Below are 14,293 nucleotides of genomic sequence, written 5' to 3' on the forward strand. Positions count from 1 at the left end.
ATGTCAATGCAAGTAATGCGCGGCTGGGCCACGCGGCATGCGTCCTGGATGGGCCTGATTGGGCTGCTGGGCGCAACGCAGGAGGTGCAGGCCGGTGACTACGATGGCTCACCCCAGGTCGCCGAATTCGTCGGTGAGATGACCCGCGACTACGGTTTCGCCGGTGAACAGCTGATGGGCGTGTTCCGCGAAGCGCGCAAAAAGCAGGCGATCCTTGACGCCATCTCGCGCCCCGCCGAGCGGGTCAAGCAGTGGAAGGAATATCGCCCGATGTTCCTCACCGACGCCCGCGTGGCCCGGGGCGTGGACTTCTGGCGCCAGCACGAGGCGGTACTGGCCCGCGCCGAGCAGGAATATGGCGTGCCGGCCCAGGTCATCGTCGCGATCATCGGCATTGAAACCTTTTACGGGCGCAACACCGGCAGTTACCGGGTGATCGACGCGTTGTCGACCCTGGGCTTCGATTACCCGCCGCGTGCCGAGTTCTTCCGCAAGGAGCTGCGCGAATTCCTGCTGCTGGCCCGCGAAGAACAGGTCGACCCCATGACCCTCAAGGGTTCGTACGCCGGGGCGATGGGCTTGCCGCAGTTCATGCCGAGCAGCTTTCGCGCCTACGCGGTGGACTTTGACGGCGACGGGCATATCAATATCTGGAGCAACCCCGACGATGCCATCGGCAGCGTGGCCAGCTACTTCAAGCGCCACGGCTGGGTCGGCGGAGAACCTGTGGTTGTGCGCGCCGATGTGACGGGCGAGCGCGCCGATGAAGGTCTGACCCAGGGTATCGACCCGGTGAAGACCGTCGGGGAGTTGCGAGCGCTGGGCTGGTCGAGTCAGAATGCGCCACGCGATGATATGCCGGTGACGGCGTTCCGCCTTGAAGGTGAAAAGGGCCCGGAATACTGGATGGGCCTGAAGAATTTCTACGCAATCACGCGTTATAACCGCAGTGTGATGTACGCCATGGCCGTGCATCAGCTGTCAGACGAGCTGGTTCAAGCACGGGGCAACAAGTAATGCGGGTATCGCCGTTCAAAAAACCGCTCAAGCTGGTGGCGTTCGCCGCGTTGTCCCTGCTGATCGCCAGTTGCTCCACAACACCGAATCGAGCGCCGGCCAAGAAGGCCGGCGGTGCGGTGGTTCGCGCCCAGCCGGGCCTGGACATCAACCGTGCGCACAAGGACGGCGCGCCGTGGTGGGACGTGGATGTGTCCAAGATCCCGGATGCCACGCCAACCCTGCACTCCGGCCCCTACAAGGCCAACCCCTATACCGTGCTGGGCAAGAATTACTTCCCGCTGCAGGAATCCAGGACCTACGTGCAGTCGGGCACCGCGTCCTGGTACGGCACCAAGTTCCACGGCCAGAACACCGCCAACGGCGAAGTGTATGACCTGTACGGCATGAGTGCGGCGCACAAGACCCTGCCACTGCCCAGCTACGTGCGCGTGACCAACCTGGACAACAACCGCACCGTGATTCTACGGGTCAACGACCGTGGGCCGTTCTATTCGGACCGGATCATCGACCTCTCCTATGCCGCTGCGAAGAAACTCGGTTACGCCGAAATCGGTACCGCGCGGGTGAAAGTCGAAGGCATCGACCCGGCGCAGTACTGGGCCCAGCGTGGCAAGCCGGCGCCGTTGATGCTCAACGAGCCGCAAACCCCGCAACCGCAAGTGACGGCGTCGACCGGCAAGATCGAACAATGGACACCGCCGCCGGCGCAGCATGCTCCGGATACGGTGGTCGTGCCCCATGCGGCGCCCGGTGCCTCCAAGGTGGGCGGGCAGTACCTGCAGGTGGGCGCTTTCGCCAACCCGGATGCGGCAGAACTGTTAAGGTCCAAGCTCAGCGGCATGGTCAGCGCGCCAGTGTTCATCAGCTCCATCGTGCGTAACCAGCAGACCCTGCACCGAGTGCGTATGGGGCCGATCGGCTCGCCGAGCGAGGTTGCGCAAGTGCAGAACAGCGTACGCCTGGCTAACCTGGGGCAGCCCAGCGTAGTGACCGCGGAATAAGGCAATACAGGATTGACGGTCCAGGTGCGTGCGCGTGCCCGGGCCCTGGTTGTTGGCTCGTTGAACAATAAAACCCAGGGGCAAGGGGTGAGCGGGCAACCGAACACGTGACAGTCTGGAAGCGGGCTGTCTGAATAGTTTTGCCCGCGAGGGCAAGTTTCCATAAGCAATTTCGAGAGACGGATGAACATCACCACCTTAGCCAAACGTACGTGCCTGCTTATCTCGCTGATCATCACCCCGGCCGCCTGGGCGGTTGAGATGGTGCCGGCTTCCCCGCAACTGGCCGCCAAGGCCTGGGTCCTCATGGATGCCGCCAGTGGCAACGTGCTGGTCGAAAGCGGTGGTGACATGCGCCTGCCGCCTGCCAGCCTGACCAAACTGATGACCGCCTACATCGCGACCCTGGAAATCCGTCGCGGCCAGATCGGCGAGAACGATCCGGTCACCGTCAGCGAAAACGCCTGGCGCACCGGTGGTTCGCGGATGTTCATCAAAGTCGGCTCGCAAGTCACTGTCAGCGACCTGCTGCACGGCATCATCATCCAGTCCGGCAACGACGCCAGCGTGGCACTGGCCGAACACATCGCCGGCAGCGAAGATGCGTTCGCCGACATGATGAACAAGACGGCCGGCGACCTGGGCATGACCAACAGCCACTTCATGAACCCGACCGGCCTGCCGAACCCTGAGCATTATTCGTCGGCTCACGACATGGCGATCCTGGCCCGCGCGATCATCCGTGTCGACCCGGTGCACTACGCCATCTACTCCCAGAAGGAATTCTTCTGGAACAACATCAAGCAGCCTAACCGCAACCTGTTGCTGTGGCGCGACAAGACCGTCGACGGCCTGAAAACCGGCCACACCGACGAAGCCGGCTACTGCATGGTGTCGTCCGCCGTACGTGATGGCCAGCGCCTGATCGCCGTGGTCTTCGGCACCAACAGCGAGCAGGCCCGTGCGGCCGAGACGCAAAAACTGCTGACCTACGGCTTCCGCTTCTTCGAAACCCAGACCTTCTACCAGAAGGGCACCGAGCTTGCGACCGCGCCGGTCTGGAAGGGCGCGACCTCCCAGGTCAAGGCCGGCCTGGCCGATGACCTGACCCTGACCATGCCTAAAGGCCAGCTGAAAAAGCTCGCCGCCAGCATGACCCTGAACCCGCAACTGGTTGCGCCAATCGCCAAGGGCGATGTGATCGGCAAGGTTGAAGTCAAGCTCGAAGACAAGGTGGTGCACAGCGCCGACCTGATCGCACTGGACGCCGTCGACGAAGGTGGTATCTTCCGCCGCGTGTGGGATAGCATCCGTCTATTCTTCTACGGCTTGTTCAACTGATTGTGTGCACCTGCAAAGCCCCGCGTTGATCCGACGCGGGGCTTTGCCGTCGCCACGGCTTACCGCTTACGAGGCCGTTCTGCCATGACCGATAAAGAAGTAAAGGCGCCAAAGATCGAATTCCCGGTGACGGATTACCCCATCAAGGTGATCAGCGATACCGGCGTAGGTCGCAAAGACACGATTCTCGAGATTGTGCGCAAACACGCGACCATCAACGACAACCGCGTGGACGAGCGTTCCAGCTCCACGGGTAAATACACGACGATCCAGTTGCACATCGTTGCGACGGATCAGGACCAGCTCTACAACATCAACAGCGAACTGCGGGCCACCGGCTTCGTGCACATGGTGCTGTGATGTCGCACGTCCTGGGCTTTCGCGAGCTCGGCCGGATGGACTACGAGCCCGTCTGGCATGCCATGCAGCGCTTCACCAACGAGCGCGGCACCTCGGCACCGGATGAAGTCTGGCTGGTCGAGCACCCGCCGGTATTCACCCAGGGCCAGGCCGGCAAGGCCGAGCATCTGCTGCTGCCGGGTGATATTGCGGTGGTGCAGGTCGACCGAGGGGGGCAAGTGACTTACCATGGGCCTGGCCAACTGGTCGCGTATCTGTTGCTGGATGTGCGCAAGCTGGGCTTTGGCGTGCGTGATCTGGTCAGCCGCATGGAGGCTTGCCTGATTGAGCTGCTGGCCAGTTACGGCGTGACCGCTGCGGCCAAGCCCGATGCACCGGGTGTGTATGTGGAGGGCGCGAAAATCGCTTCCCTCGGGCTGCGCATTCGGCACGGTTGTTCCTTTCATGGCCTGGCCCTGAACGTGGACATGGACCTGTCGCCGTTCCAGCGGATCAACCCGTGCGGTTATGCGGGTCTTGCGATGACCCAGTTGAGCGACCATGCAACACCCATAGAATTTGCCGAGGTAAGTGCCCGGCTGCGCGCGCAGCTCGTCAAACACCTCGACTATGCTGAGCAGACGACCCTGACGGGCGGAATCGATTGATATGACTACTGATGTTGTGCAAACCATGATCCCGACGCTGGACATCACCGAGCGTCCAGTCCCGGCCCCACGTGCCAAGGTGGAAGCCGGCGTCAAGCTGCGCGGCGCCGAGAAGGTTGCACGCATCCCGGTGAAGATCATTCCGACCACCGAACTGCCGAAAAAGCCTGACTGGATTCGCGTGCGTATCCCGGTCTCGCCGGAAGTCGACCGTATCAAGGCGCTGCTGCGCAAACACAAGCTGCACAGCGTGTGCGAAGAAGCGTCCTGCCCGAACCTGGGTGAGTGCTTCTCCGGCGGTACCGCCACCTTCATGATCATGGGCGACATCTGCACCCGTCGTTGCCCGTTCTGCGACGTGGGCCACGGCCGGCCGAAGCCGCTGGACGTCAACGAGCCGCAAAGCCTGGCCATCGCCATCGCCGACCTGAAACTCAAATACGTAGTAATCACGTCGGTGGACCGTGACGACTTGCGTGACGGCGGTGCCCAGCACTTTGCCGACTGCATTCGCGAAATCCGCAAACTGTCCCCCAACGTGATGCTCGAAACCCTGGTGCCCGACTATCGTGGGCGCATGGACGTGGCGCTGGAAATCACCGCCGCCGAGCCGCCGGATGTGTTCAACCACAACCTGGAAACCGTGCCGCGCCTGTACAAGGCCGCGCGTCCGGGTTCGGATTACCAGTGGTCGCTGACCTTGCTGCAGAAATTCAAGCAAATGATGCCGCACATTCCGACCAAGTCCGGCCTTATGCTGGGCCTGGGCGAAACCGACGAAGAAGTCATCGAAGTCATGAAGCGCATGCGCGAGCATGACATCGACATGCTGACCCTGGGCCAATACCTGCAACCGTCCCGCAGTCACTTGCCGGTGCAGCGTTTCGTGCACCCGGACACCTTCGCCTGGTTCGCCGAGGAAGGTTACAAGATGGGCTTCAAGAACGTCGCCTCGGGCCCGCTGGTACGGTCTTCGTACCACGCTGATGAACAGGCCAAGCTGGTCAAGGCGAGCCTGGTTTCTTAATAAAGGTTTGTGCAACACCGCAGGTCCAATGTGGGAGGGGCGGTGCGACGATTCGACTTGCCCCCGATTGCGGTGTGACAGTCAATACATGAGTGACTGATACATCGCAATCGGGAGCAAGCCCCCTCCCACATTTCGTTATGCGTCATATCAGGGAGAATTGTGCATGACTACCGCCGTACCTGCATTGCGCCTCGAAGGCACCATCGGCCTGATCGCCCCGGCCGGCCCTGCTGCGCTGGACGTCGAAAAAGCCGGGCAATGGATGCGCACCCGTGGCTATGAACTGCGAATTTTCCCCGGTGTGTACGAGCGCGACGGCTACCTGGCCGGCAGCGATCAAGTGCGCCTGCGCGACCTTCACGCCGCCTTCGCCGACCCGGAAATCGATGCCATCTTCTGCCTGCGCGGCGGCTACGGTACGCCACGTCTGCTCGACGCGCTGGACTTCGACCTGCTGCGCGCCAACCCCAAGCCTTTCGTCGGCTACAGCGACATCACCGCCTTGCACCTGGCGATCAACCGCTACGCCGGCTTCGTCACTTTCCACGGGCCGATGCTCAATGCCGACCTGCTCGGCGGCAAGCAACCACCTACCGAGTCATCGCTGTTCAGCCTGTTGCGTGGCCAGTTGGGTGCCGGCAGTGTGCTCACGCATCCGGTGGCCTACCCCTTGACCACGATCGAGCCAGGCATCGCCTGCGGGCGCTTGCTGGGCGGTAACTTATCGATGATCGCGGCGGTGATGGGCACCGCTTATGAAATTGACGCTGAAGGCATCATCCTGTTTATCGAGGACGTCAACGAGCCGCTCTATCGCATCGACCGCTTGCTGACGCACCTGCGCCTGGCGGGCAAACTCGACCAGGTTGCGGGGGTATTGGTGGGGGATGTGTCGGGTGTGGATAACGGGGCGCTGGAGCGGCTGTTGAAACAGACCTTCGAACCGCTGTGCATTCCGGTGCTGGCTGGCTGGCGCAGTGGGCATTGCGATCCGAACCTGACGCTGCCGATGGGCGCGTTGGTGCGGTTGGATGCGGGGGAACAGCGGGTGGTGTTGGAGCAGGATGTAGTCTGTAAATAGTGGTCGCCTGCCAGACCCTATCGGGGGCAAGCCCCCTCCCACAATTGGTCCCTGTACACCCTTTGGAATGCAGTCAAATGTGGGAGGGGCTTGCCCCCGATGGCGGTAGTTGCCTTAAGCCAATCTATCGGCTTTGCAGCGCCTCCAGCAACTTCACCGTCGGATACCCATCCGCCGGCCAGCCCAGTGCCTGCTGCGCCGCCCGAATCGCCTTGCGTGTGTTGGCGCCGATGATTCCGTCAGCGTTGCCCGCGTCATAACCTTTGGCGCTGAGCGCCGTCTGCAGGTCGATACGCTGCGAGCGGCTCAGGGGCAGCTCATCCTTTGGCCAGCTCCCGCGAATCACCCCACCGCCACCAAAGCGCTCCGACAGCAGGCCGACGGCCAGTGCATAGGACGACGAATTGTTGTACTTGAGGATTGCACGGAAGTTATCCAGCACCAGGAACGCCGGGCCACGGTAGCCGGCCGGCAGCAGCAGGGCGGCGGACAGTTGCTCGACGTTGGCCGGCAGGCTCGCGCCGGGCGGCAGTTGGATACCCAGTTTCAGCCATTCGGCGACGGTCTTGCGAATGCCACCATCGGCCAGGGAATAGTCGAAGCCCGATGGCAATTGCTGCACCTCAACGCCCCACGGCTGGCCTTTCTGCCAACCGGAGCTTTGCAGGTAATGGGCGGTGGAGGCGAGGGCGTCACCCGGGCTGTTCCAGATATCGCGGCGACCGTCACCGTCAAAATCCACCGCGTGGGTGTTGTAGGTGGTGGGGATGAATTGGGTCTGGCCCATCGCGCCGGCCCAGGAGCCTTTCATCTGGTCGGCCGGGATATCGCCGTGCTGGATGATCTGCAGCGCCGCCAGCAGTTGTGCCTGGGCAAACGCCGGGCGGCGGCCTTCATAGGCCAGGGTCGCGAGGGAGCGGATCACCGAGTTATTGCCCTGGAACTGGCCGAAGTTGCTTTCCATGCCCCACACCGAGACCAGTGCCTGGCGATCAACGCCGTAACGCTCCTCGATGCGCTGCAGGATATCGGCGTACTTGACCAGCAACGCCTGGCCGTTGCGCACGCGCAGCGGCGACAGCGCACCATCGATGTATTCCCACACCGGACGGGAAAACTCCGGCTGGCTGCGGTCGGCGCGAATCACGGCCATGTCCGGGCTGACGCCGGCGAAGGCGTTATCGAAGACTTCGGCGCTGATCCCGGCTTGCAGGGCCTGTGCACGGAACCCGGCCTGCCATTCGGCGAAGGTCTGGGTCGGTTGGATGTCCAGGTTATCCACTGCCAACGGCGCCACGACGGCAGGCGCGATGACCGGTGCGGTCTTGAGCGGGGGCAGGGGTTGAGCGTCCGCGGCGGTGGGTTTTTCCGCGCAGGCGACAAGCAGAATGAGGCTGGAGGCAGCAATCAACTGGCGAAGGTGCCAGCGACGGGAAAGACTAGAGGGCATGCACAGGTCCAGGGGGTTACAAATCAAGTGCAGACCTTATCATGCCAGAGGGGCGCTTGCCTTCAGGCAGCCAGAAAGTAAGAAGCCTCCCAGCTGTTAGACTGGAAGGCTTCGCGGCGGTAGCTGCCTTTGCCCTTGCCGGCGCGTTCCTGACGGCTGCGGAACAGTGGCTGGGCGATGATGGATTTGGCCTTGTTCGGGCCATGCTTGGATGGCTTTTTGCTCATGATGGATTCTCTCGCTTGGGTGTGGAATGGAGCGGAGCAAATCATCTGCCGAAGTTGGGCCGCTGTAAAGCCCGGCAATCTGTAGGAAGTTACACGGTCAAAATGTGGGAGGGGGCTTGCCCCCGATAGCGGTGTGTCAGCCACTGAAGATGTTGACTGATGCACTGCAATCGGGGGCAAGCCCCCTCCCACATTGGACCTGCGGTGTTGCTGATAGAGGGTTACTCGGCAGGCAACGCCAGGCGCTGGCCGGCCATCAACAGCGACAAACGGCTCAGGCTCATCCACGGCGAACCGGCTGCCTGGCCCTTGATCTGTGCGTCGATGCGCTGCGCTTCGAGCAACAGTTGCGCCCAGCGTTGCGCCGAGTGCCGTTGCAGGGCCTTGCTCATCAGGGGCTTGCGCTTGTCCCACACCGGCGGTCGAGCCTGGCTGAAGCATTTGTCCAGCGGTAGGCCCTGGCTGTACTGCAAGGCAATGTTGGCCAGTACCCGCAGCTCCCGGGCCAGGGCCCAGAGAATCACCGGCGGCTCCACGCCCTCGCCACGCAGCCCTTCGAGCATGCGCAGGGCGTGCGCGGGTTCGCCGTTGAGGATCGCGTCCACCAGCCCGAATACATCAAAGCGCGCACTGTCAGCCACCGCGCCCTGCACGGTTTCGACAGTGATCTGCCCCTCTTCGGCCATCAGCTTGAGCTTTTCGATTTCCTGGGCGGCGGCAAGCAGGTTGCCTTCGACCCTGGCGGCGATCAGCTCGACGGCCTCTTGCGTGGCCGACAGCCCCGACTGTGACAGGCGTTGGCGAATCCACTGCGGCAACTGGCTGCTGTCCACCGGCCAGATCTGAATGAACTGGGTCTGCGGACCTTCCACCAGGGCCTTGCCCCATTTGGTTTTCTGCGCACTGCCATCCAGCTTGGGCAGGCTGATCAGCAACACCGTGTCTTCAGCAGGTCGCGAGCAATATTCGATCAACGCTGCCGCGCCTTTATCGCCCGGCTTGCCCGAAGGCAGGCGCAGTTCCAAAAGACGTTTTTCGGCAAACAACGACATGCTCGCGCCGGCTTGCAGCAATGTTCCCCAGTCGAAACTGGCGTCGGCACTGAACACCTGGCGCTCATCGAAACCTTGCTGGCGCGCCGCCGAGCGAATGGCGTCGGCCGCTTCCTGGCACAGCAGTGGATCATCGCCGCTGACGATATAGACAGGCGCGAGGCCGCCTTGCAGGTGTTTGGCGAGTTGGGCGGGGGCAAGTTTCATAGGCAGGGCGAACGGGGCGCCAGGAGCGCCCCGTTTGGCTTACTCGACAGGCACTTCAACAGGCGACTGTTTCGGCGTGTTGTCTTCGTACTCTTGCGCCGCCTTCAGGGCATCGGCGTCAGCCTTGGCCTTGTTGTCGGCGATTTGCTGCAACTCGGCGAGTTTTTCCGGGTTGAGCAGTTGCAGGCGAGTCATCATGCGCTGAACCAGGTCACGACGCATTTCCTTGCGCGCCTGAAGGATCTCGGAGTCCGAACCCACCAGGTTGTTGCCGTCGTGGCTCACGACTTTCTGGACCTGGATCTTGTCGCCCATCAGCGGCAAGTTATCGCGGCCCTGTACTTCGAAGCTGACGGTGGTGGCCAACTCGATGTCGGAGGCGCGGCCGGCACTGGCGTAGCTGATGTTGCGCTGGGTTTCGCGCTCATCGACCAGGTTCAGCTTGTAGGTGGCGCCGCTATAGACGTGCACGCCGCTGTTTTCCAGGCTCTGGCGCAGTTGCGTCACGGTTTCGCCGTAGGCGTTACGTGCGCTGACGTCGAGTTCCTTGAGCGACAATTCATTGGTGCCGGTGCCGCGCAGCTGGAAGCCGCAAGCGCTCAACAGAACGGCCAGGCCCATTACCAGCAGATTGCGTTTGATCATGTTGTTGCTCCCCTTGAAACCAGGCGGGCCGTATCGAGGCCCTGAAGGTTTAGTTCGGCGCAGGGCTTGAGCCCTGCGCCCGATCCGATTTAGCTGGCGACGATATTGACCAGTTTTCCAGGCACTACGATCACTTTGCGGATCGTCAGGCCTTCGGTAAAGCGCAGCACGTTCTCGTTGCAGCGTGCAGCCGCTTCGACTTCTTCACGGCTGGCGCTGGCCGGCATGTCGATCTGGCCGCGCAGTTTGCCATTGACCTGGATCACCAGCTGCAGCGTGTCCTGTACCAGCGCGCTGTCGTCCTGCACCGGCCAGCGGGCGTCGATGACGGCACCGCTGTGGCCCAGGCGGCTCCACAGTTCGTGGCTGATGTGCGGCGTGATCGGCGCCAGCAGCAGGGTAACCGTTTCCAGGCCTTCCTGGATCAATGCGCGATCCTGTTCCGTGGCCTGCGGGGCTTTTTCCAGCACGTTCATCAGCGTCATCACTTGGGCGATGGCGGTGTTGAACTTGTGGTTCTGCCCTACGTCCTGGCTGGCCTGGCGGATAGCCAGGTGGGTGCTGCGACGAATGGCTTTCTGTTCATCATTCAGGGCCGCGACGTCCAGCTTGCCCGGCAAGCCCTGGCTGACGTGGGCATGGGCCAGGCGCCAGACGCGCTTGAGGAAGCGGTGCGAGCCTTCGACGCCGGAGTCGGACCATTCGGCGCTCATGTCGGGCGGCGAGGCGAACATCATGAACAGGCGGCAGGTGTCGGCGCCGAACTGATCGATCATCGATTGCGGATCGACGCCGTTGTTCTTCGACTTGGCCATCTTCTCGGTGCCGCCGATTTCCACCGGCAGGCCGTCGGATTTGAGCCTGGCGCTGATGACCTTGGCCTTGCTGTCACGCTCGAGCTCGACGTCCGCAGGGTTGAACCAGGTGTAGGCGCCATTGGCTTCGCGGCGGTAGTAGGTCTCGGCGATGACCATGCCCTGGGTCAGCAGGTTCTTGAACGGCTCGTCGGAGCTGACCAGGCCTTCGTCGCGCATCAACTTGTGGAAGAAGCGCGCGTACAGCAGGTGCAGGATGGCGTGTTCGATACCGCCGATGTACTGGTCCACCGGCAACCAGTGGTCGGCTGCGGATTTTTCTACCAGGCCACCTTCATAGTGCGGCGAGGCGTAGCGGGCGTAGTACCACGAGGACTCCACGAAGGTGTCCATGGTGTCGGTTTCACGCTTGGCAGGCTGGCCGCATTTGGGGCAGCTGCATTCGTAGAACTCGGGCATGCGCGCCAGTGGCGAACCGGCGCCGTCCGGCACCACGTCTTCGGGCAGGACCACCGGCAGTTGCTCTTCTGGTACTGGCACGTCGCCACAGCTTTCGCAGTGGATGATCGGGATCGGGCAGCCCCAGTAGCGTTGACGGCTGATGCCCCAGTCGCGCAGACGGAACTGGGTGCGCGAGGCACCGAGATTTTTCTTGATCAAGGCCACTTCGATGGCGTCGAAAGCGCCCTGGAAGTCCAGACCGTCGAACTCGCCGGAGTTGATCAGCTCGCCGTGCTCGCCATAGGCGTCCTGCCACGGGGCCGGGCTGGTGTCGCCCGCGCTGGTGCGCACCACCGACTTGATCGGCAGGTCGTACTTGCTGGCGAATTCGAAGTCGCGCTCGTCGTGAGCCGGGACTGCCATTACAGCGCCATCGCCGTAATGCATCAGCACATAGTTGGCGACCCAGACCGGCAACTTCTCGCCCGTCAGCGGGTGTTCGACGAACAGCCCGGTCGGCAGGCCTTTTTTCTCCTGGGTGGCGACGTCGGCTTCGGCCACGCTGCCGCCCTTGCATTCGGCGATGAACGCCTGCAGCTCAGGGTTGTTCTGTGCGGCCTGGGTGGCCAACGGGTGTTCGGCGGCCACGGCGACATAGGTCGCGCCCATCAGGGTGTCCGGACGGGTGGTGAAGACTTTGAGTGCGCCCGCTTCGCCGATCGAGTCGACGTTGTACGGGAACTGCACTTCCATGCCCTTGGATTTACCGATCCAGTTGCGCTGCATGGTCTTGACCTGTTCAGGCCAGCCCGGCAAATCGTCGAGGCTCGACAAGAGTTCATCCGCGTAGGCGGTGATCTTGAAGTAGTACATCGGGATTTCGCGTTTTTCGATCAGCGCGCCGGAACGCCAGCCGCGGCCATCGATCACTTGTTCGTTGGCCAGTACGGTCTGGTCAATCGGATCCCAGTTCACGGTGCCGCTTTTTTTGTAGATCACGCCTTTTTCGAACAGGCGAGTGAACAGCCATTGTTCCCAGCGGTAGTAATCCGGCTTGCAGGTGGTCACTTCGCGGGACCAGTCCACCGCCAGGCCCAGGCTGCGCAGCTGGGTCTTCATGTAGGCGATGTTTTCGTAGGTCCACTTGGCGGGCGCTACGTTGTTTTTCATCGCGGCGTTTTCCGCCGGCATGCCGAAAGCGTCCCAACCCATGGGTTGTAGAACGTTCTTGCCGAGCATGCGCTGGTAGCGGGAAATCACGTCGCCGATGGTGTAGTTACGCACGTGCCCCATGTGTAGCTTGCCGCTGGGGTAAGGGAACATCGATAGGCAATAGAACGTCTCCTTGCCTGGCTGTTCGCTGACTTCAAAGGACTTTTGCTCGTCCCAGAAGGTTTGTGCGGCATTTTCTATTTCACGGGGCTGATATTGTTCGTGCATGGCTACTTTTGAACTGGATAGGGGTGGCCTAATCCTCTTCGGTGCAACGTTCAGGTTGATCGACACCGGAAAGCGGCGCGTCCGTGCCCAAACCCTGCGGGAAGTGGAGTTACAGGAAGCGCCGTAGCATACATGACCCCACTCTATCGAGGGAAACCCTGATTGCGCAGGCCAGGCCGTCTGTCGCGGCACCGGGCAGGTGCAGCCACGGGGGCTACGCTGTTTATTGGGGAGCAAGTATTTCTTCAATGAGGTGAGGGGATGGCTGAATCGCAGCGAACTTTGACGAAACCGCAGTTATACGAAGGACTGATCGACCGTTTGGGTCGGGCATTGGATGCCGCAAGAACCGCAGGCCGATTGTGTGATGAACGGCCTCTGGAACTGGAGTTGCGAGGCTTGAGCCAGGCAGAGCTTGAACTGATCAAGCGCTATCTGGAATTGCACCACCAGCGCGCCGCTCATGGGCCGGCATCCCCGCCGGCCCACGAGTCGCCTCGTTCGGCCAAGGTAGTGTGGCTGAAGGATCTGGCGGCCGGTCGCAGCCCGGAAAATGTCCGGTCGATACGGTGCAAGTGACCCCGCGTTATCCGTTGATGTTTACAAAATATGCGCGTAAGGATTGTTGCTGAACCCCGATGCATCTAGGCTTCGGGCATCTTTGGAGATGCCCGATGCCTTTTCGTTATTTCATTAAACAATTGTTGTTGCCGCCCGGTATTTTCCTGCTGTTGCTGGCGCTTGCCTGGTGGTTTCGCCGCAGTCGTCCGCGCCTGGCCGGGTGTTGCTTTGCCTTGGGATTGGGCGGGATGTGGTTGATCAGCCTGCCGGTGATGGTGCAGTGGGGCGCACGCGCCCTGGAGACAGCGCCGCCTCTGGCCCGCGAGGACTGGGCAAACCTGGCCCAGCGCGCCGACGCGATTGTGGTGCTGGGCTCCGGTCGTGAGCGCGGCGACATTGCGTGGGGCTCCGACCAGCCCACCGGCATCGGTTTGGAGCGTGAACGTTACGCGGCGCGTCTGGCCAAGGCCTCCGGGTTGCCGGTGTTGACCAGCGGTGGCCTGCACTACGGCACGCCGCCCAGCGAGGCAGAGCTGATGGCGGTGTCGATGCAGGATGACTTCGGCGTCACGGTGCGCTGGAAGGAAGAGCGCAGCCGCACCACTTGGGAAAATGCGCAGATGAGCGCCGAGATACTGTTGCCCCAAGGCATCAAGCGCGTGGTGGTGGTGACCCAGGCCTGGCATATGCCGCGTTCGGTGTGGAGCTTTGAGAAGGCCGGCTTCACTGTGGTGCCCGGGCCAGTGGGATTTCTGGGCGTGGATCACGGTCGGCCGCTCGGCGGGTGGATGCCGGAGGTCAAGTCGGTGTGGCAGAGCGGGCAGTTGATCAATGAGGCGGTGGGGCAGGTGGGGTATAGGTTGTTCTATCGCTGACCCTGCTGATTAAAATGCAGGTCAAAATGTGGGAGGGGGCTTGCCCCCGATAGCGGAGTGTCAGTCAGCACATTTGATACTGATACACCGCAATCGGGGG

14 protein-coding genes are annotated in these 14,293 nt (G+C 62.1%); 9 read left to right on the forward strand and 5 right to left on the reverse strand.

Translation table 11 applies throughout. The annotated features are described in order from the left end of the window. Nucleotides 1-6: 6 nt before the first annotated feature. From mltB to BFP89_RS18440, 7 genes are all read left to right on the forward strand, one after another. Nucleotides 7-1,017 (forward strand): lytic murein transglycosylase B, encoded by a 1,011-nt coding sequence (gene mltB / locus BFP89_RS18410; RefSeq protein WP_065886840.1) that lies wholly within the window; start codon nucleotides 7-9, stop codon nucleotides 1,015-1,017. Then, nucleotides 1,017-2,021 (forward strand): septal ring lytic transglycosylase RlpA family protein, encoded by a 1,005-nt coding sequence (locus BFP89_RS18415; RefSeq protein WP_065886841.1) that lies wholly within the window; start codon nucleotides 1,017-1,019, stop codon nucleotides 2,019-2,021. Before mltB ends, BFP89_RS18415 begins: the two co-directional genes overlap by 1 nt. A 183-nt stretch (nucleotides 2,022-2,204) precedes the next feature. Then, entirely contained in the window at nucleotides 2,205-3,362 is a 1,158-nt protein-coding gene (locus BFP89_RS18420; RefSeq protein WP_065886842.1) for a D-alanyl-D-alanine carboxypeptidase family protein, read from the forward strand. Between the two features lie 84 nt (nucleotides 3,363-3,446). Then, a complete protein-coding gene (locus BFP89_RS18425) occupies nucleotides 3,447-3,722 on the forward strand; it encodes a DUF493 domain-containing protein (RefSeq protein WP_065886843.1) in 276 nt (91 codons plus the stop codon). Continuing rightward, the gene (lipB, locus tag BFP89_RS18430) at nucleotides 3,722-4,369 is read left to right on the forward strand and encodes a lipoyl(octanoyl) transferase LipB (protein WP_065886844.1); all 648 of its coding nucleotides are present in this window, start codon (nucleotides 3,722-3,724) and stop codon (nucleotides 4,367-4,369) included. The genes BFP89_RS18425 and lipB overlap by 1 nt, the downstream gene beginning before the upstream one ends. Before the next feature lie 25 nt (nucleotides 4,370-4,394). Next, complete coding sequence (lipA, locus tag BFP89_RS18435) at nucleotides 4,395-5,396, forward strand: lipoyl synthase (RefSeq protein ID WP_176718430.1); 1,002 nt, start codon at nucleotides 4,395-4,397, stop codon at nucleotides 5,394-5,396. A gap of 166 nt (nucleotides 5,397-5,562) precedes the next feature. After that, entirely contained in the window at nucleotides 5,563-6,480 is a 918-nt protein-coding gene (locus tag BFP89_RS18440; protein WP_065886846.1) for a S66 peptidase family protein, read from the forward strand. Nucleotides 6,481-6,604: 124 nt separating this feature from the next. Here BFP89_RS18440 and BFP89_RS18445 read toward each other — a convergent pair whose 3' ends face one another. The 5 genes from BFP89_RS18445 to leuS form a co-directional block, all read right to left on the reverse strand. After that, nucleotides 6,605-7,930: a lytic murein transglycosylase gene (locus BFP89_RS18445; RefSeq protein ID WP_065886847.1), complete on the reverse strand. Its 1,326-nt coding sequence runs from the start codon at nucleotides 7,928-7,930 to the stop codon at nucleotides 6,605-6,607. Nucleotides 7,931-7,992: 62 nt separating this feature from the next. Further along, nucleotides 7,993-8,157 carry an alternative ribosome rescue factor ArfA gene (gene arfA / locus BFP89_RS18450; protein ID WP_003176285.1) on the reverse strand — a complete coding sequence of 55 codons (165 nt, stop codon included), beginning with the start codon at nucleotides 8,155-8,157 and terminating at the stop codon, nucleotides 7,993-7,995. A 221-nt stretch (nucleotides 8,158-8,378) separates the two neighbouring features. Then, entirely contained in the window at nucleotides 8,379-9,416 is a 1,038-nt protein-coding gene (holA, locus tag BFP89_RS18455; protein ID WP_065886848.1) for a DNA polymerase III subunit delta, read from the reverse strand. A gap of 39 nt (nucleotides 9,417-9,455) precedes the next feature. After that, nucleotides 9,456-10,061, reverse strand: coding sequence for an LPS-assembly lipoprotein LptE (lptE, locus tag BFP89_RS18460; protein WP_065886849.1), 606 nt, complete (start codon nucleotides 10,059-10,061; stop codon nucleotides 9,456-9,458). A gap of 89 nt (nucleotides 10,062-10,150) precedes the next feature. Next, nucleotides 10,151-12,757: a leucine--tRNA ligase gene (gene leuS, locus BFP89_RS18465; protein WP_065886850.1), complete on the reverse strand. Its 2,607-nt coding sequence runs from the start codon at nucleotides 12,755-12,757 to the stop codon at nucleotides 10,151-10,153. 261 nt (nucleotides 12,758-13,018) lie between these two features. Here leuS and BFP89_RS27710 point away from each other — a divergent pair, with 261 nt between their 5' ends. Both BFP89_RS27710 and BFP89_RS18470 read left to right on the forward strand, forming a co-directional pair. After that, nucleotides 13,019-13,336, forward strand: a complete 318-nt coding sequence (locus tag BFP89_RS27710; protein ID WP_083208104.1) for a hypothetical protein — start codon at nucleotides 13,019-13,021, stop codon at nucleotides 13,334-13,336. A gap of 95 nt (nucleotides 13,337-13,431) precedes the next feature. After that, a complete protein-coding gene (locus BFP89_RS18470; RefSeq protein WP_065886851.1) occupies nucleotides 13,432-14,193 on the forward strand; it encodes a YdcF family protein in 762 nt (253 codons plus the stop codon). The last annotated feature ends 100 nt before the right edge of the window (nucleotides 14,194-14,293 follow it).

The sequence above is a fragment of the Pseudomonas sp. 31 R 17 genome (genome assembly GCF_900004915.1).
GTDB lineage: Bacteria > Pseudomonadota > Gammaproteobacteria > Pseudomonadales > Pseudomonadaceae > Aquipseudomonas > Aquipseudomonas orientalis_A.